Source organism: Microbacterium sp. S1037, assembly GCF_048381605.1.
Classification (GTDB): Bacteria; Actinomycetota; Actinomycetes; order Actinomycetales; family Microbacteriaceae; genus Microbacterium; species Microbacterium testaceum_B.
The window spans coordinates 1,745,238-1,763,067 of record NZ_JBLWIG010000001.1 but is presented as its reverse complement, the minus strand read 5'-3'; the positions used below and the strand labels follow the sequence as shown (position 1 = coordinate 1,763,067).

The window sequence follows — 17,830 nt, the reverse complement described above, 5'->3', positions numbered from 1 at the left end:
TCGGGGACGCTTGGCTCGCGCTGCCGCGGCAACGGCCGTCGCCATCGCGCTGGCCGTTCCGGCGACGGCGGCTCGCGCCGCCGACGTCGTTTCGCAAGCCAACGGTCGGCTCGTGAGCGCCTCGATCGGCGGCACCAACGTCACGGACGCGATTCTCGCGCTGCGCGGCGCGTCGGCCGTCAACCCGGACGCCAGCGGAGATGTCACCGTCGACCAGCCGCTCGATGCCTCCGCCCTCGCCGGATTGATCGGGATCTCCGCCGGGTCGACGAACCTCTTCGGCGACAACGGCATCATCCAGCTCGGCGGCGTCGGCCAGTACGCGCAAGCCCGCGACGACGGGAGTTCATCTGCGTTCTCCGGCGCTGTCTCCGCCGCTCCCAGCCTCATCGGCGTGGGCACGGTCACTCCGTCGAGCGTCGGCTCGCCGACCGCGAACCAGTCGGCGACCTTCCGCCTCGGGTCGTCGTCGGCACCTGTCGGTGTGCAGGTGGATCTCGGTGTGCTGGCCGCCTCGGCCCAGCAAGCGGCGGACGGCACGCAAACCGGTCAGTACGTTCTGTCCGATGCCGGTTTCACCGTCGACGGCACGCTCGTCTCCGGCACGCTCGCCATCGTCAACCCGGCGCTGGACACGCTGATCGCGCTCGCCAACACGAGTGGCGCAGGGCTGACGAACCCCTTCTCGTCGGGCAAGATCGAGCTCACGCTCGACGATCTCACCTCGGCTGCCGGAGTCGCCAGCGTCAACGATCTGCCCCCGGGCACGGACCTGTTGTCCTACGTCCCGCAGGCCGTCGCCGACAAGATCATCAGCCAGGTGAACGGCGTCCTGGATGCCGCGAGCACCCTTGCGACGCAGCTGAAGTCGAACTTCCTCACTGCGGCTGCGGGCATCGCCCTGCAAGCGGCCGTCGACACGGCGAAGGCCACGATCGTCCCCGTGCTGAACGGGATCAGCAACACCCTCGTCACCCCGCTCAGCAACGCATTGACGCAGCTGGCGCAGATGCAGGTCAACGTGCAGTCCACCGGTTCCGACGGATCCTTCACGCAGACCGCACTGCGCCTCGGCCTCGGCCCGTCCGGATCGCTGGCGAGCGTGAACCTCGCCAGCGCGACGGTCGGCCCGAATGCCGGGCAGCTCGCGGTTCCGGTCGCCGGGCCCGAGTCGTTGACGCTCGCCGGCGGCTTCCTCGGTATCGGTGCGCTCGTTCTGGCCGGGATCGCGCTGCGTCGCCGTACCCGCCTGGCATCCGTCCAGGGCTGACGCGATGTACCGCAACGGCGCGATGGGCGGAGGGGCCGCGATTCTCGCGGTCACCGGCTCGACGGCCCCGACGGCGACCCTCGTCGTCGTCGGGGCCGGTGCGGCCGCACTGGGGGCGCTCTTCGCGTGGCGCTCCGTGTGGCTGCGCGGCCACGGCGACGAGGCGTCGGCATCTCGAGAGGCCCAGCAGAACCCGTGAATCCGCTCGACATCCTCTTCTCCCTCTCATTCGTGTTCCTGGTGATGTTCCTGACCTACACCACGCTCATCGTCGTCCCGTTCGCGCGCCGCCGGCGTGCGCGCGGTGGCGACCCCCGCGCCTTCGAGTGGCACGCCTTCATCCCCTGCCGGGACGAGGCGACGGTGATCGCGGAGACGTTGAAGAGGATGCGCGAACGATTCCCGGACGTGCACGTGTGGATCATCGATGACGCGAGCACGGACGGTACCGGCGACATCGTCGCGGCGATCGCCGCCGGCGACTCCTTCGTGCACGCGGTGATCCGCCGTCTTCCCGATGCCCGCACGGGCAAAGGAGCGGCTCTCAACGCCGCCTACGCGCAGCTCACGCAGTGGCGGGCTCTGCGGGGCGACAGCGGGACCGGGGACGATCGCACCATCGTCGTCGTCCTCGACGCAGATGGATCCCTCGCCCCGAACGCCCTTCGCCAGGCGTCCGGCCCGACCGCCTTCGGCTCGACCGACGTCGGCGCCGTGCAGGTCGCGGTTCGAATGAGCAATAGAGACGACCCCGCCCCTCTGCGGGGCCGGGGTCGTCTCGGGCAGGCGTGGGCGCGCTACCTCGTGCGGATGCAGGACATCGAGTTCCGCACCACGATCGCGGCGATGCAGGTCCTGCGGATGCGCACCGTCTCGGTCGGCCTCGGCGGAAACGGTCAGTTCACCCGTCTGAGCGCGCTCCGCGCGGCATCCTCGGCGCAAGGGGAGCCATGGGGCCACGCACTGCTCGAGGATTACGAAGTCGGGCTCCGCATCATGCTCGCCGGTTACCGCACGGTGTACGCCCACGACACGTGGGTCTCGCAGGAGGCACTTCCGTCTGCGCGTCGGCTCCTCACGCAGCGCACGCGGTGGTGCCAGGGCGGATTGCAGTGCGCGCGCTATCTCCCGCGGATCTACTCGTCCCGGAACTTCACCAACGCCGGCGCCCTCGAAGCGGCCTACTTCCTCGCGATCCCCTACATCCAGCTCGCCGGATCGGTGCTGTGGCCGAGCGTGGCCGTGGCGATGCTCGTCTCGGGAGCCCTCGCGCCGGGTGGGATCCTCGGCTGGATCTCCTCGTCCGTGTGGATCGTGCCGCTCTGGGTGCTCACCGGCATCCTGCCGTTCTCGCTCTGGCCGCTCGTGTACGTGCTGCGCGAGGAGCGGCACCCGCTGTGGCGCGCCGCGGTGTGGGGGGTGGGCTACTGGCTGTACATGTATCAGAGTTACGTCTGCGTGATCCGTGCCTTCGGACGCATGCTGACGGGGCGACGCGGGTGGACGAAGACACGCCGTAACGCGGAGGCCGGCCGTCTTCTGCTGGCGGTCGAGTCGTGAGCATCGCCGCAGCCGCCCTCCGCCCGCGCGCCGGCCGAGCTCGACGCACCATCCTCGTCGCCCTCCTTCTCGCGATCGCCGCCATGTTGATCGTCGCGGAGGGCGACACACGCCACGCAGAGGCACAGCTCGCGCGTGCCGTCGTCGCCATGCTCACCCCCGGGCGCGCCGTGGCGTCGGGCTCGATCGTGTACTTCGGCATCGGAACGCGCGAGGTCACCGGGCTCACGATCACGACCCTGTGCTCGACGACCGTCCTGGTCGTTCCGCTGGTTCTCCTGTCCGTCGCCGTGCTCGGCGTGACGCGCGCTCGCTCGTCCCGCGTCGGCCTGGGTCTCGCCGTCGGCGTGATCGTCGCGGTGGCCAGCAACGTGATCCGCTTCGGCACCGCCGCGTGGGCGTACAGCGAGTACGGACGAGAGGGCTTCGACCTCGTGCATCGCTACCTGGGGTCGCTCTTCGTCATCGCCGGTTTCATCGCGGCGATCGTCCTCGTCCTGCGCATCGCCCTGCGCGAGTCCTCTCGCACGAGGATCTCGGATGCCGCCCCTCGACGACGCGGGAGGGCACGAGCCGACGATGCCCGCCGCTCGGCCGGAACGGGCGGGCCCACGATCTCGTCTGCGATGGCGAGTGAGGCATCGCCCACCGATCCTCTCGCGGCCCCTCTTCGCCGCGACCGCCACCGCTCCGGCACCCGACCGGGCAGAAAGGACCGCCGATGAGCCGTCCATGGATCGATGTCGTCTACGGCACCCGCCCGGAGGCCGTGAAGTGCGCGCCGCTGGTCGCGGAACTGCGACGACGTGCTTCCGCGCACACGACCGTCACCGTCACCGGGCAGCACCGGCAGATGGCCGACGAGGTCAACGCCTCGTTCGGGATCACACCCGACGTCGATCTCGATGTCTTCCGCAGCGGCGCGTCGCTCGCGGAGACGTCGTCCGCGATCTTCGGTGCCCTCGCGCACCGCTGGGCGGAGGCCGCGCCGGACGCCGTGGTCGTTCAGGGAGACACCGCCAGCGCAGCGCTCGCGGCGGTCGCGGCATACTACGCGGGGTCACGCGTGATCCACCTCGAGGCGGGGCTGCGATCGGGCGACCTGCGATCGCCTTTCCCCGAGGAGGGCAACCGTCGACTGATCGCCCCCCTGGCCTCGCTCCACCTCGCGCCGACCGACAGCGCGGCCGCGAACCTGCGCGCGGAAGGCGTCGCCCCCGACGACATCGTGGTCACGGGAAACACCGGCATCGATGCCCTCCACTGGCAGAGGACCCACCCGCAGCGTTTCGACGATCCCGCAATGGAAGAGGTCGTGCACGGCTGGGACAGATTGGTGCTGGTGACCGTACATCGTCGCGAGTCTTGGGGAGGACCTCTCGCTCGCGTCGTGGCCGCGGTGGCGGAGACGGTGACAGCGCGATCCGATGTGGTGGCTGTCCTCCCGATGCACCCCAACCCTCGTGTACGTCGCGAGGTCCTCGCCGCCGTCGGCGAAACCGACCGCGTGATCCTGTGCGAACCTTTGCCCTACGCGCAGTTCGGTCGCCTCCTCGCCCGCGCCCACTGTGTCGTCACCGACTCGGGCGGAGTACAGGAAGAAGCGCCCGCGCTCGGCGTGCCTGCCCTGGTGGTCCGCGACACGACCGAACGCGGGGAAGGCGTAGAAGCCGGTGCTGCGCGGCTCATCGGCACGCGCCGGGAGGTGGTCGCCGCCGAATTGGCGGCCCTGCTCGACGATCCCGCCGCTCACACCCGCATGTCACGCGCCCGGGAGCTGTACGGCGACGGGCGAGCCGCTCCGAGAGCGGCCGACGCGATCGAGCGCCTGCTCGGTCTGGCACGGGCCCACTCGCTGGCGGGCTGACGACAGCCATGGCCTCCCCGAAGGCGCATCCGCCATGGGCGGGAACGCACCGTCGGGCGGATCGGCGCGGCGCACCGACGGGTCACGCGGGCGTCAGCCGTCGATCACCGCGACCAGCTCGTCGAGGAACGCCGCGAAGTCCGTGCCGCGTCGCACGATGCGCTGCACGCTCTCGCGCTCGCTGAACACCTCGACGAACTGCTCGAACACCGTCTGGAACGCCTCGCGGTCGGCCTCGCTGAACGCCACGAGGGCCACGACCTGCACGCGACCCTCGCCCCACGCGATCGAGGGGTCGGCGATGCCGATCGCGATCCGTGTCTGGGTCGCCGTCATCCCCATCGCGTGGGGCACCGCGAGGGCGTCGGTGAACGCCGTCGACGAAATGGCCTCCCGTTCGACGGCCCGGGTGACGTAGTCGTCGTCGATGACCCCCTGGTTCGTCAGCAGCGCGCCCAGATCCCGGATGACGCCTGCCTCACCCTCGGCGCCGTCGAGACCGCGCACGAACGCGTCGGGAGAGAAGTAGCGCTCCAGCTCCGCACGCAGACGCGCCAGTCGCCTCCCCCGCCGCACGCGCCCGGCAGCAGCCTGCACGCGCTCGACGTCGGTGTCGGTGAGGAACGGCTGGATGCGGACGAACCGGTCGCCGGTGCGGGGCGGGTCGATCGTCGTGAGCACCAGGTCGGTGTCGATGCCCTCCCAGACGGGATCGATGCGCGTCTCGACGCCGACGACCTCGATCGCCTGCCCGAGCGAACGGTCGACGCTGGAGCGCAGCAGCTCGTGCAGTTCGTAGTACCCCGGGCACACGATCGTCGCGGTGAGGAGCTGATCGGCGCGGCGGCTGCGCTCGAGGCGCCCGCCGACATGCATCGCCACGTAGGCGATCTCATCATCGAGGATCGGGATGCCCAGCGAATCCTGAAGTCCGGTCGCGATGTACACCGCCACCTCGAAGATCATCGGGTACGTCGACTTCAGCGACCGCGTCAGGGGGTTGCGCGACCACGCCTGCTCACGAGAGCGGTGCAGCAGGTTCTGCACGTGGAGCGCGAGGCGCAGGATGAAGTCCTCGTGCGCGATGTCGACGAGGAACTGGGATGCCGCCGCCTCGACGACCGCGCGAACGGCGGCCTCGACCTCGGGCGACAGGCGGGAACGCACGTCGTCGGCCGCGGGGGCGCCCGGAGCGACGATCCGCGTGAGCACCAGGGTCGCGAGATGACGGAGGTCTCCCTGCCCGAGCTGCACCCCGATGTGCTTGAGGGTCAGACGGTCCAACAGGTCCGCGACCGCAGCCGCGGCATCCGACACGTCCGCACCGGTCGACCCGAGGGCGCGATCGCGGGTGGTCCTGTCCGCGGCGATCGCGATGTGCATGACGACGTCGCCGATGCCGATCTCGTTCACGAAGTAGCCCAGGGCGCCGAGCTCGGCGACCAGCTCGGCCTTGAAGGGACCGAAGGCCCGGGCTCCGACCGACCTCTCGCCGAGCGTGCGCCGCAGCGCGTCGAGGTCGAAGTGCCCGGCATCCATCTCGTCGTGCGCGAGCTTCGACAGCAAGCGGCGCTGCGCGACCTCGGTCCCGCGGAGACGAGCGAGGGATGCCGAGCGCTCGAGCGTCAGCTCGGTCCCGCCGAGCAGCCCCCGCACGCGTGAGAGATCCGCTTCGAGCGTGGCCGCGCTGACGTGCAGGGCGTCGGCCGTCTCGAAGACGTCGATGCCGTCGGCCGAGTCGAGGAGGCGCCGCACCAGGGTGTGGAGGCGATCGCGGGGGGTCCCGGCATCCGATCCCCCGTTCGCCCGGAGCGCGGCGGCGGCGTCGCTGCCGGCCCGGTAGCCGAGGGGTCCCGACTCGATCGCGCTCACGCCACCGACGCGGGCGTTGATCGCGGTCACGTAGGAGCGAACGCTCCGCGGGGTCACCCCGAGGGCGTCCGCCAGGGACGCAGCCGTCGACCACTCCCCGTCGCGCAGCAACAGGGCCAGCAGGCGGTCTTGGCGAGCTTTCGTCGTCACGATCCGTCCTCCGCGCCGCGCCCGGTATGGCAGCGCTCCCTCCATCCAACCACGCGACCCGGGTGGCGGCGCGGGCGACCGGCATCCACGTTCCGGGGGGTGGGAAACGAACCTGGTTGTCCGCTGGGAGCGGCTTCTGGACAATCGAGAGGTAAGGAGGCGGGTTCGATGAGGATCCTGGTGGTCTGTGGTGCGGGTGCGTCCAGCACGTTCGTCGCGCAGCGGGTACGCCGCGCGGCCCATGAGCGCGGCCTCGACTACGCCGCCTCCGCGGGAACGCTGCGTTCGCTCCCGATCGACCTCGATGCGTGCGACATCGTCCTCGTCGGTCCGCACCTCGAAGCGGATCTCGACGGAATTCGACGGGATGCCGCGACGCGAGGCGTCCACGTGGTGCTGCTGCCCCCCGACGTCTTCACCGACCTCGACGGCAGCCGCACGCTCGCGCTCGTCCAGGGCGCGCTCGCCCAGGGAACGCTCAGCGCCCGACCGCTTCTGACCCACGAGAAGGAGTGACGCATGCCCCGCCTCACCCGGACGGTCCGCATCGGATCGTCGCACGGCCTCCACGCCCGCCCCGCCAAACTCTTCGCCCAGGCGGCGAAGGAGTCCGGCATCCCCGTGACCATCGCCAAGGACGCGGGGTCGCCGGTGAACGCCGCGAGCATCCTCGGCATCATCGCGCTGGGCCTGGAGTACGGCGACTACGTCACCCTCACCGCCGACGGCGACACCGCCGAGGCCACCATCGACCGCCTCAGCGAACTGCTGACCACCGACCACGACGCCGCGTAAAGACGCCCAGCAAAGGAAGAACAGCACCATGACGGAACTCCGTGGAGTCGGAATCGGACTGGGCGTCGCCCAGGGACCCATCGCGCGTATGGCGGAGCCCCTGCCCGCCCCGAAGGACGCGAAGAGCGAGCTGAGCGTCGAGGACGAGACCGCGCGCGTGCGCGAGGCCATCGGCGCCGTCGCGCGCGAGCTCGAGGCCCGCGGGGCGCAGGCGGGCGGCGCCGCCCGCGACGTGCTCGAGGCGCAGGCGATGATCGCCGAGGACCCGACCCTCGAAGCCGAGGTCGACAGCCGTCTCGCCGCCGGCAAGACCGGCGAGTTCGCCGTGCACGACGCCTTCGCCTCGTTCCGTGAGCAGCTCGTCGCCCTCGGCGGCTACCTCGGCGAGCGCGCCGCCGACCTCGACGACGTCGCCCAGCGCGTCATCGCGCGCCTGCGCGGCGTCGCGGCCCCCGGCATCCCCGATCCCGGCCACCCGTTCGTGCTCGTCGCGAAGGACCTCGCCCCCGCCGACACCGCCCTGCTCGACCTCGACAAGGTGCTGGCGCTGGTCACGACCGAGGGCGGCCCCACCTCGCACACCGCGATCCTCGCCCGCGAGAAGTCGATCGTCGCGGTGGTCGGCGCCGCAGGTGCGAAGGACCTCGTCGACGGACAGTCCGTGATCGTGGACGCCGCCGCCGGCGTCGTCACGGTCGACCCGAGCGACGACGACCTGGCACGTGCGCAGAACCGCGCCGACGCGCGCGCGGCCGCGGCCTCGGCTCCGATCACCGACGGTGCCCTGGCCGACGGCACGAAGGTGCCGCTGCTCGCCAACCTCGGAAAGCCGGGCGGCGCCGCCGAGGCCGTCGAGCTGGGGGCCGAGGGCGTCGGCTTGTTCCGCACCGAGTTCCTCTTCCTCAGCTCCAGCTCGGCCCCGACCGTCGAGGAGCAGCGCGCCGCGTACACCGAGCTACTCAGCGCCTTCCCCGGCAAGAAGGTCGTCGTGCGCATGCTCGACGCCGGCGCCGACAAGCCGCTGCCGTTCCTCAACGACGCACACGAGGAGAACCCGGCCCTGGGCCTCCGCGGCCTGCGCGCCCTCCGCGCGAGCGAGGACATCCTCCGTGAGCAGCTGACCGCACTGGCGGAGGCGGATGCCGCGACCCGCAAGACCGAGGCCGGACCGGCCGACCTGTGGGTCATGGCCCCCATGGTGTCCACCGTCGAGGAGACCCGCTACTTCACCGAGCTGGCCCGCGACTACGGCCTGAAGACCACGGGCGTCATGGTCGAGGTCCCCTCGTCCGCGCTGATGGCGGACCGCATCCTCCAGATCGCGGACTTCGTCTCGATCGGGACCAACGACCTCACGCAGTACACGCTCGCCGCCGACCGGCTGCTCGGTTCGGTCGCGTCGTTCCAGGACCCGTGGCATCCGGCCGTCCTCCGCCTCATCCGCGAGGTCGGCGCGGCGGGCCGCGTAAACGGCAAGCCCGTCGGCATCTGCGGGGAGGCGGCGGCCGACCCGCTGCTCGCCGTCGTCCTCGTCGGGCTCGGTGCGACCACGCTGTCGATGGCCCCCACCGCGCTCGCGGACGTTCGCGCCACCCTCCTCAGCCACACCCTCGACGATGCCCTGCGCATCGCCGAGGCCGCCCTGTCCGCCGACGACGCGGCATCCGCCCGCGAAGCTGCCCAGGCCGCTTCCTCGACCCGTGAGGCCGTTCCCGCGGCCTCGTGAACCACCCGGGGGCGGTGACAGCCGCCCCCACCTGCACCACGGCGCGAGCCGTCATCCCCCAACAGCGCGGCCCCCGCCGTGCACCACACCAAGGAGACACAGCAATGACGACGACGTCACCCGCCAAGAAGCCGGGAGGGGCACGGATCGCGGTTCAGCGATTCGGAACGTTCCTCTCCGGCATGATCATGCCGAACATCGCGGCGTTCATCGCATGGGGCTTCATCACGATGCTCTTCATCCCCGCCGGTTTCTTCGGGGCGAAGAGCCCGTTCGGCGAGGCCTGGCACTGGGCTCCCGTCGCGGAGATCCTCGGCGGCGGCGGAAACGCCGCGACCATCAACTGGCCCGGCGCCATGACCGCCCTCACCGCGAACGAGGACGGCAGCACCTACCAGGGCTACGTCGGCCTGGTCAGCGTGATGATCACCTACCTGCTGCCCCTGCTCATCGCCAACACCGGCGGACGCATCGTCTACGGCGCGCGCGGTGGCGTGGTCGCGACCATCGCCGTGATGGGCGTGATCGTGGGCACCAACATTCCGATGTTCCTCGGCGCGATGATCATGGGGCCGCTCGCGGCCTGGATCACCAAGCAGATGGACAAGCTGTGGGACGGCAAGATCCGCCCCGGCTTCGAGATGCTCGTGAACAACTTCTCCGCCGGCATCCTCGGCATGGTCCTCGCGATCGTCGGCTTCTTCGCCTTCGGTCCCGTCTTCCTCGGCATCAGCGCGGTCCTCGGCAGCATCGTCGCGTTCCTCGTGCAGTTCAACCTGCTGCCGGTCCTCTCGATCATCGTCGAGCCGGCCAAGGTGCTGTTCCTCAACAACGCCATCAACCACGGCGTGTTCACCCCGCTGGGCATCGAACAGGCTGCCGAATCGGGCAAGTCGATCCTGTTCCTGATCGAGGCGAACCCCGGCCCCGGCCTGGGTCTGCTCCTCGCCTTCACCTTCTTCGGGATCGGCGCGGCCAAGGCCTCGGCTCCGGGCGCCATCGTCATCCAGTTCTTCGGTGGCATCCACGAGATCTACTTCCCGTACGCGCTCGCCAAGCCCATGACGATCCTGGCCCTCATCGCCGGTGGCGCCTCGGGTGTGGCCGTGAACATGATCTTCGGTGGTGGCCTCGCCTTCCCGGCCGCGCCCGGCAGCATCATCGCCGTGACGGCCGCGGCCGCCGGTGGCGGCGTGGGCAACGTCCTGGTGGTCTACCTCTCGGTGGTCGTCGCGGCGGTCGTCACGTTCCTCATCGCCGGCATCATCCTCCGCGCCTCGCGCAAGCGCGACCAGGAGGCCGAGGGCGACAGCTTCGCCGCGGCCATCGACCAGACCGCCGCGAACAAGGGCAAGGAGTCCGCGACCCTCGGCGCCCTGCGCACTCGTGCGGCCGGCACCACCGGCGCGGGCACGACCGACGCCGCCGAGAGCGACGTCGACGGCGCCCTGGGCGGGCTCGAAGGCGGCGTGGCCACCAAGCAGCTGAACACCATCGTGTTCGCCTGCGACGCCGGCATGGGCTCCTCGGCGATGGGCGCGAGCGTCCTGCGCAACAAGATCAAGAAGGCCGGCATCGAGGGCGTCACGGTCACCAATCAGGCGATCGCGAACCTCGACGGCTCGGCCGATCTGATCATCACGCAGAACCAGCTCACCGACCGCGCCAAGGCGCAGTCGCCCGACGCGGTGCACGTGTCGGTGGACAACTTCATGAACTCGCCGAAGTACGACGAGGTCGTCGAAATGGTCCGCTCGCAGCACCAGGCGAAGTAATCCCCTAGCACGGAGGGGCTGGGGCACAACCCCGGCCCCTCCGTCTTCCCGTCCGGCCCGCGGTTTGCGAGGCTGGACAGCACGACGAGAAAGGCGAGAACCCATGTCGAACGTCCTCCGCATCGAATCCGTCCGCATCCACCCCGGAAGCGCCACCCGCGAGGAGGCGATGAAGGAAGCGGCCGACCTGCTCCAGGCCACCGGTGCCGTCACCGCCGAGTATTTCGCGGCCATGCAGGCACGCGAGGAGACCGTGTCGACCTACATGGGCAACGAGCTCGCCATCCCCCACGGCACGAACGAGACCAAGCAGGCGATCCTCGAGTCGGGCCTCTCGGTCGTCCGCTACGACGGCGGTGTCGACTGGGGCGGAGAGCCCGTCACCTTCGTGATCGGCATCGCCGGCAAGGGCGACGAGCACCTCGAGATCCTGTCGCAGATCGCGATCCTCTTCTCGGAGGAAGACGACGTCGCGCGTTTGAAGGCGGCCTCGTCGCCCGAGGAACTGTTCGAGGCGCTCTCCGGGTCCGTCAACGCATGAAGGCCGTCCACTTCGGCGCCGGCAACATCGGGCGCGGCTTCGTCGGACTGCTGCTCCACGAGGGCGGGTACGACCTCGTGTTCTCCGACGTCTCCGCCGCCCTCGTCTCCGCCATTAACGACGCGTCGTCGTACACGGTCCACGAGGTGGGCGAGGGCGGCGTCGACAAGGAGGTGACGAACTTCCGCGCGATCGACAGCTCGGTGGATGCCGAGGCTCTCGTCGACGAGATCGCCACCGCCGACGTGGTGACCACGGCCGTCGGCCCCACCATCCTGAAGTTCGTGGCTCCGCACATCGTCGCCGGCCTCGCCCTGCGCGACCCGGCGCTCGCTCCCCTGCAGGTCATGGCGTGCGAGAACGCGATCGGGGCGACCGACCAGTTGCGCGAGCACATGGTCGAGCTCGCCGGCGAGTCGTGGGACGCCCTGGCGTCCCGAGCCGTCTTTGCCAACACCGCGGTCGACCGCATCGTCCCCGCGCAGGCGCAGGGCGGTGTCGACGTCACCGTCGAGCCGTTCTACGAGTGGGCCATCGAGCGTCCGCCGTTCGGCGACACGCCGCCGCACATCCCCGGCGCGCACTTCGTCGACGACCTCGAGCCGTACATCGAACGCAAGCTCTTCACGGTCAACACCGGCCACGCGACCACGGCGTACTTCGGTGCGCAGGCGGGAATCGACCGCATCTCCGACGCCCTGGCCGACCCGACTATTGCGGCGAAGGTCGAGGCTGCTCTCGAGGAGACGAGCGCCCTGCTCGTCGAGAAGCACGAGCTCGACGCCGACGTGCAGGGCGAGTATCGCGCGACGATCCTGCGCCGCTTCCGCAACGCCGCTCTCCCCGACACCGTGTGGCGCGTGGGACGGCAGCCGCTGCGCAAGCTCTCGCGCCACGAACGCTTCGTCGGTCCCGCCGCCGAGGCGGTCGAGCGCGGCCTCCCCGTCGACGCCCTCGTCGCCGCGATGGCCGCCGCCCTCGAGTTCCAGGATGCCGAAGACGTCCAGGCCGTCGACCTGCAGCGCATGCTGCGCGATCTCGAGGCCGAGGCGTTCACCTCCGAGGTGACGGGCCTGGAGCCCTCGCACCCTCTGTTCGCCCGCGTGGTCGAGATCGTCGCCGCACGAAAGGCGGCGATCGGCGCCTGACGCGTCTCCGCTCGGACATCACCGCCGACGTGCCGCCCACGGGCCACGTCGGCGGCGTCGTGTCCAGCGCCGGTATCGTTCCGGCGCACGGGGATACGCTCGAAACGTGACCGACCGCGCGACCCCCGCCGACTCCGCCCCTGCTCCCCGCCGTCGCCGGCGCCGGCGCTGGCTGCGGTGGACCCTCGCTGGCCTGGGCGCGCTCGTGGTCCTGCTCGGCGGCGGCATCCTGATCTACAGCCAGGTCGGCGTGATGGGTCCCGAGGCGGGCCCGCTGGCCGAAGCCGAGGCGAATCCCGGGCTGACGATCACCGACTCCGGTGCAGGCATCCTGCTCTCGCCGACGTCGGGGGCGACCGGCCACGGCCTGGTCTTCATCCCCGGCGCCAAGGTGGAGGCCGAGGGCTACATCGCGACCTTCGCCGACACGGTGGTCGATGACGGCGTCACGGTGGTCATCACCCGTCCGTGGCTGAACCTCGCGTTCTTCGACCCGCGCCCGCTCTCGACGTTCACCGATCTCGCACCGGATGTCGCGGTGTGGGCGGTCGGCGGACATTCCCTGGGCGGGGTGCGCGCGTGCCAGCTCGCGGCCGACGCCGACGCGCTCGTGCTGTTCGCCTCGTACTGCGCGAACGACCTCTCGGCATCCGGTATCCCGGTACTCAGCCTGTCCGGTTCCGAAGACGGCCTGAGCACCCCGCAGAAAATCGCGGATGCCAAGGCCGAACTGCCCGCGAACGCCACCTTCGTCGAGATCCCCGGCGCCTCACACGCGTCGTTCGGTGCGTACGGCCCGCAGCCGGGCGACGGCACCCCCACCGCGGACCCTGCCGAGGTCGACCGTGTGATCGCCGAGGAGCTCGCCGGCTTCCTGCCGCAGCCGTAGGCGGGTGCGCCGCGCGCTGCCGCCCGCGCGGGTCCCGCGCCGGGGCAGACGCCAGCGCGGGCGAAACTCCTGATAAATCCATCCGCCGCCCGTGCGTGCCGCGGCTGGGCGCCGGTCCAAGCACGGAAGTCAGGAGTTTCGCACGCGTGAGGGCGCGGCCCACTGCTCCTCCTCCCACCGCAGTTCTCCACAGATCTGCGTCCGTCTCCCGACGACGCCGGCCGGAACCGTCAGGGTGGGGCGATGGCATCCGTCGATATCGGGCACCAGCAGAACGACGAGGTGGTGTGGGCGACACGCGACCTTCACGCGGCGGGCTGGTCGCGTCGCTCTCTCGCCCGCGCCGTCGCCGACGGAATCCTCACGCGTGTGCGGCAGGGCCGGTACGTCGCAGCCGGTACGCAGGATGACGTCGTCGCTGCCGCGCGTATGGGCGGGCGTCTGGCCTGCGTCAGCCTCCTCGCCCTGCGGGGAGTGTTCGTCCATCGCCGCTCCGGCTGCCACGTTCAGCAGGACCCGCTTGCCAGTCGCCGCCCTCCAACACCCACCGGCGTCGTGTATCACTGGCGTCCGTCGGCGGCGGCACGAGAGCGGCTCACGGTCGACGTCGTCGAGGCCCTCGCGCAAGCGATCCGATGCCAACCGCCGCGATCGGCCGTCGCGACGCTCGACAGCGCTTGGCACCTCGGGCTGGTCGACGAGGCCGGAATCGACGAGGTTTTCGCTCGCGTACCTCGTCGCTTCCGTGTGTTGCGTGGACTGTTGGACTCGCGCGCCGAGGCGGGGACCGAGACCCTCGTCCGGCTGCTCCTTCGACACCTCGGCTGCGCGGTGGATCTGCAGGTGCGCATCAACGGCGTCGGTCGGGTGGATCTCCTCGTGGACGGGTGGCTCATCATCGAGTGCGACAGCGAGCAGTTCCACGGCACCTGGCGCGTTCACAAGAGCGACCGGCGTCGCGACATGGCAGCGCTGGAGCGTGGGTACGTCACGCTCCGCCTGCTCGCCGAAGACATCCTCTACCACCCCGACCGCGTCCGCGCCACGCTCGAGCGCGTCCTGGCGCACGGCATCCCCGGGCGAAACTCCTGAGTGTTGGCCCGGGCAGCCCCGGCGAGGCCCGCTTCCGGCGCCGCGCGGCCGGATTCTCAGGAGTCTCGCCCCGGCACTGTTCACCGGCCGGCACTGCGCGTCGCCCGGGTGCGGCGTGGGCGGGCGAACAGCCGGGCGAGCCAAACTCCTGAGAAAGTGAGCGGTTGGGGGTGCGAACGGAGCCTCACCGACGTCTTGAGCGCGAAACTCAGGAGTTTCGCACGCTCCCGCGGCGAACCCGCCCGCCGGGACGCGAAGAGGCGCGGACCGAGAACGGCCCGCGCCTCTGACAGCGCTACTCAGCGCTGGAAGCCCTCCGAGATGATCTCGATCAGCTCCTCGCGCTCCTCCACCGGCAGGAACGCTCCGGCGGCGGCGTTGAGCTGGAACGCCTCGAGGTCGTCGAGGTCGTACTCGAACGCCTGCGCCAGCAGCCCCAGCTCGCGGGTGAGCGTGGTCGCGCTCATCAGGCGGTTGTCGACGTTCACGGTGACCGAGAAGTCGAGCTGGTACAGCAGGTCGAACGGGTGGGCGTCCATCGTGGCGCCCCAGGCCGTGACGGCCCCCGACTGCAGGTTCGACGTCGGCGACAGCTCGAGGGTGATCTCGCGGTCGCGCACCCAGCGGGCCAGGTCGCCGAAGGTGACCTGCACCTCCTCACCCTCGCGCGAGACGACGTCGAGGTCGTTGGCGATGCGCACGCCGTGGCCGAGACGCAGCGCGCGTCCGTCGATAAGAGCGGAACGGATGGATGCCAGCCCCGCCCCTTCGCCGGCGTGCACCGTTGTGGGGAAGAACTGCTCCGCGAGGTATTCGAACGCCGCGCGGTGACGGCTGGGGAGGAACCCGTCCTCGGCTCCGGCGAGGTCGAAACCGACGACGCCCCGCCCGCGCCACGCGACGGCGAGCTCGGCGATCTCGCGCGAGTTGTCGGTGTGACGCATGGCGGTGAGCAGCTGGCCGACGCGGATGTCGTGACCGCGGGCGTCGGCGGCATCCTCTCCCGCTTCGATACCCTCCTGCACGGCATCCACGACGTCGTCGAGACTGAGGCCGCGGGTGAGGTGCTGTTCCGGAGCCCACCGGACCTCGCCGTACACGACGCCGTCGGCGGCGAGATCCTCGACGAACTCCTTCGCCGTGCGCACGAGGCCCTCGCGCGTCTGCATCACGCCGACCGTGACCGAGAACTTCTCGAGGTAGTCCTCGAGCGAGCCGCCGTCGATGTGGTCGGAGAACCACGCCTCGAGACCCTTCGCGTCGTCGGCGGGCAGGTCGAGACCGATCTCGTCGGCCAGCTCGAGCACCGTCTGCGGGCGGAGACCCCCGTCGAGGTGATCGTGCAGAGAGACCTTGGGCAGATCGGCGATCTTCGTCCGCCCCATGCGGAATTCTTCGGATGCCATGGAGCCCTTCTTCCCGGATGCCATTACGCGGTGATCCGTTCGCGCACGAGCGGCGACGCTGCCGGAGCGGTGTCGCCGATCTCCAGCGCTCCCTCGACGGCACCCAGGGCACGCTCGAAGCGCGACGCGTCGTCGGCCGACAGGGTGAACAGCGGCTGACCGACGGTGACGGACTGTCCCACGGTCACGTGCAGGTCGATGCCCGCGGCGTGCACGACGGCGTCCTCGGCGCGCGCGCGTCCGGCACCCAGGCGCCAGGCTCCGATGCCGAAGGGCAGCGCCTCGACGCGGGTGACGACGCCGGAGCGCTCGGCGACGACCGTGTGGGTCTCGCGCGGCGTGGGGAGGGCGGCATCCGGATCTCCGTCTTGCGCACGGATCATGCGGTTCCAGACGTCCATCGCGCGGCCGTCCTTCAGCGCTGCTTCCACGTCGGCGTCGGGCCGGCCGGCGAGCGTCAACATCTCGCGCGCCAGGGCGACGGTCAGCTCGACGACGTCGGCGGGGCCGCCTCCGGCCAGGACCTCGACCGACTCGCGCACCTCGTTGGCGTTGCCGATGGCGAGACCCAGCGGGGTGTTCATGTCGGTGAGCAGGGCCGTGGTGTTCACGCCCGAGTCGGTGCCGAGGGCGACCATCGTCTCAGCGAGCTCGCGCGCGCGGTCGATGTCCTGCATGAAGGCGCCGGAGCCGAACTTCACGTCGAGCACGAGCGAGTCGGTGCCCTCGGCGATCTTCTTCGACATGATGCTCGACGCGATCAGCGGGATCGCCTCGACGGTGCCCGTGACGTCGCGCAGCGCGTAGAGCTTCTTGTCGGCGGGGGCCAGCCCCGTGCCGGCGGCGCAGATGACCGCACCCACGTCGCGCAACTGGGCCATGATCTCGTCGTTCGAGAGCGCCGCGCGCCACCCCGGGATCGACTCGAGTTTGTCGAGCGTGCCGCCGGTGTGGCCGAGTCCACGGCCCGAGAGCTGCGGCACGGCGACACCGAAGGCGGCGACCAGCGGGGCGAGCGGCAGGGTGATCTTGTCGCCCACTCCCCCGGTGGAGTGCTTGTCGACGGTGACCTTGCCGAGGGATCCGAAGTCCATGCGCTCGCCCGAGGCGATCATCGCGTCGGTGAGCACACGGATCTGGTCACGGCCGAGGCCGTTCAGCAGGACCGCCATCGTGAACGCCGACATCTGCGCGTCCATGACGTAGCCACGCGTGTAGGCGTCGACCAGCCAGCGGATCTCGCCCTCGGTGATCGCCCGCCCGTCGCGCTGCGCGCGGATGATGTCGACGGCGTCGTACTGCTCGGTGCTCATCGCGCCGCCTCCTCGAGGTCGCGCGGACCGAAGGCGTCGGGCAGCACCTCGTCGATCGTGCGGATGCCACTGACGGTCTCGAGCAGCATGCCCGGGATCGCGTGCTCGAACAGAAGCTGACGGCAGCGTCCGCACGGCATGAGCGTGCGCCCCTCACCGTCGACACAGACGAACGCGACCAACTGGCCACCGCCCGACATGTGCAGCTCGGACACCAGTCCGCACTCGGCGCACAGCGTCACGCCGTACGAGGCGTTCTCGACGTTGCACCCCGAGACGATGCGGCCGTCGGCGACGAGCGCTGCAGCGCCCACCTTGAAGCGGGAGTAGGGCGCGTACGCGCGGTGCATGGCTTCCGTCGCGGCGGAACGGAGTTCGTCCCAATCGATGTCGGTCATCGTGGAGCAGGGGGTCCTCTCGTGAAGG

17 protein-coding genes are annotated in these 17,830 nt (G+C 70.6%); 13 read left to right on the top strand and 4 right to left on the bottom strand.

The window, feature by feature from the left end; all coding sequences use genetic code 11:
• The first annotated feature begins 10 nt into the window (after window positions 1–10).
• Genes ACMW4R_RS07930 through wecB form a run of 5 tightly spaced genes read left to right on the top strand, consistent with a single transcriptional unit; the run spans window position 11 to window position 4,697 of the window.
• Window positions 11–1,270 (top strand): choice-of-anchor G family protein, encoded by a 1,260-nt coding sequence (locus tag ACMW4R_RS07930; protein ID WP_058629044.1) that lies wholly within the window; start codon window positions 11–13, stop codon window positions 1,268–1,270.
• Window positions 1,271–1,274: 4 nt separating this feature from the next.
• The gene (locus tag ACMW4R_RS07925) at window positions 1,275–1,469 is read left to right on the top strand and encodes a hypothetical protein (RefSeq protein ID WP_058595505.1); all 195 of its coding nucleotides are present in this window, start codon (window positions 1,275–1,277) and stop codon (window positions 1,467–1,469) included.
• Window positions 1,466–2,830 carry a glycosyltransferase family 2 protein gene (locus ACMW4R_RS07920; protein WP_058612993.1) on the top strand — a complete coding sequence of 455 codons (1,365 nt, stop codon included), beginning with the start codon at window positions 1,466–1,468 and terminating at the stop codon, window positions 2,828–2,830. Before ACMW4R_RS07925 ends, ACMW4R_RS07920 begins: the two co-directional genes overlap by 4 nt.
• Window positions 2,827–3,555, top strand: coding sequence for an exosortase S (gene xrtS, locus ACMW4R_RS07915; RefSeq protein ID WP_418299609.1), 729 nt, complete (start codon window positions 2,827–2,829; stop codon window positions 3,553–3,555). Before ACMW4R_RS07920 ends, xrtS begins: the two co-directional genes overlap by 4 nt.
• A complete protein-coding gene (gene wecB, locus ACMW4R_RS07910; protein WP_418299608.1) occupies window positions 3,552–4,697 on the top strand; it encodes a non-hydrolyzing UDP-N-acetylglucosamine 2-epimerase in 1,146 nt (381 codons plus the stop codon). The genes xrtS and wecB overlap by 4 nt, the downstream gene beginning before the upstream one ends.
• Window positions 4,698–4,790: 93 nt before the next feature.
• Here the strand turns inward: wecB and ACMW4R_RS07905 are convergent, their stop codons facing one another.
• A complete protein-coding gene (locus ACMW4R_RS07905; RefSeq protein WP_418299607.1) occupies window positions 4,791–6,764 on the bottom strand; it encodes a BglG family transcription antiterminator in 1,974 nt (657 codons plus the stop codon).
• 123 nt (window positions 6,765–6,887) lie between these two features.
• Here ACMW4R_RS07905 and ACMW4R_RS07900 point away from each other — a divergent pair, with 123 nt between their 5' ends.
• From ACMW4R_RS07900 to ACMW4R_RS07865, 8 genes are all read left to right on the top strand, one after another.
• On the top strand, window positions 6,888–7,235 hold the full coding sequence (locus ACMW4R_RS07900) for a PTS sugar transporter subunit IIB (RefSeq protein ID WP_058629048.1): 348 nt from the start codon (window positions 6,888–6,890) through the stop codon (window positions 7,233–7,235).
• A gap of 3 nt (window positions 7,236–7,238) precedes the next feature.
• On the top strand, window positions 7,239–7,514 hold the full coding sequence (locus tag ACMW4R_RS07895; RefSeq protein WP_013583700.1) for an HPr family phosphocarrier protein: 276 nt from the start codon (window positions 7,239–7,241) through the stop codon (window positions 7,512–7,514).
• 28 nt (window positions 7,515–7,542) lie between these two features.
• Window positions 7,543–9,240, top strand: a complete 1,698-nt coding sequence (ptsP, locus tag ACMW4R_RS07890; RefSeq protein WP_081317240.1) for a phosphoenolpyruvate--protein phosphotransferase — start codon at window positions 7,543–7,545, stop codon at window positions 9,238–9,240.
• A 104-nt stretch (window positions 9,241–9,344) separates the two neighbouring features.
• Window positions 9,345–11,015 carry a PTS mannitol transporter subunit IICB gene (locus ACMW4R_RS07885; RefSeq protein ID WP_058595510.1) on the top strand — a complete coding sequence of 557 codons (1,671 nt, stop codon included), beginning with the start codon at window positions 9,345–9,347 and terminating at the stop codon, window positions 11,013–11,015.
• Between the two features lie 103 nt (window positions 11,016–11,118).
• Window positions 11,119–11,556: a PTS sugar transporter subunit IIA gene (locus ACMW4R_RS07880; RefSeq protein WP_058612989.1), complete on the top strand. Its 438-nt coding sequence runs from the start codon at window positions 11,119–11,121 to the stop codon at window positions 11,554–11,556.
• Complete coding sequence (locus ACMW4R_RS07875) at window positions 11,553–12,704, top strand: mannitol-1-phosphate 5-dehydrogenase (RefSeq protein WP_418299606.1); 1,152 nt, start codon at window positions 11,553–11,555, stop codon at window positions 12,702–12,704. The genes ACMW4R_RS07880 and ACMW4R_RS07875 overlap by 4 nt, the downstream gene beginning before the upstream one ends.
• Before the next feature lie 106 nt (window positions 12,705–12,810).
• A complete protein-coding gene (locus tag ACMW4R_RS07870) occupies window positions 12,811–13,593 on the top strand; it encodes an alpha/beta hydrolase (RefSeq protein WP_418299605.1) in 783 nt (260 codons plus the stop codon).
• Between the two features lie 243 nt (window positions 13,594–13,836).
• Complete coding sequence (locus tag ACMW4R_RS07865) at window positions 13,837–14,685, top strand: type IV toxin-antitoxin system AbiEi family antitoxin domain-containing protein (protein ID WP_418299604.1); 849 nt, start codon at window positions 13,837–13,839, stop codon at window positions 14,683–14,685.
• A gap of 299 nt (window positions 14,686–14,984) precedes the next feature.
• Here the strand turns inward: ACMW4R_RS07865 and ACMW4R_RS07860 are convergent, their stop codons facing one another.
• Genes ACMW4R_RS07860 through ACMW4R_RS07850 form a run of 3 tightly spaced genes read right to left on the bottom strand, consistent with a single transcriptional unit; the run spans window position 14,985 to window position 17,802 of the window.
• The gene (locus ACMW4R_RS07860) at window positions 14,985–16,091 is read right to left on the bottom strand and encodes an adenosine deaminase (protein ID WP_418299603.1); all 1,107 of its coding nucleotides are present in this window, start codon (window positions 16,089–16,091) and stop codon (window positions 14,985–14,987) included.
• Between the two features lie 23 nt (window positions 16,092–16,114).
• Window positions 16,115–17,404 (bottom strand): thymidine phosphorylase, encoded by a 1,290-nt coding sequence (locus ACMW4R_RS07855; RefSeq protein ID WP_418299602.1) that lies wholly within the window; start codon window positions 17,402–17,404, stop codon window positions 16,115–16,117.
• Window positions 17,401–17,802, bottom strand: coding sequence for a cytidine deaminase (locus ACMW4R_RS07850; protein ID WP_058595516.1), 402 nt, complete (start codon window positions 17,800–17,802; stop codon window positions 17,401–17,403). The genes ACMW4R_RS07855 and ACMW4R_RS07850 overlap by 4 nt, the downstream gene beginning before the upstream one ends.
• Window positions 17,803–17,830: the final 28 nt, after the last annotated feature.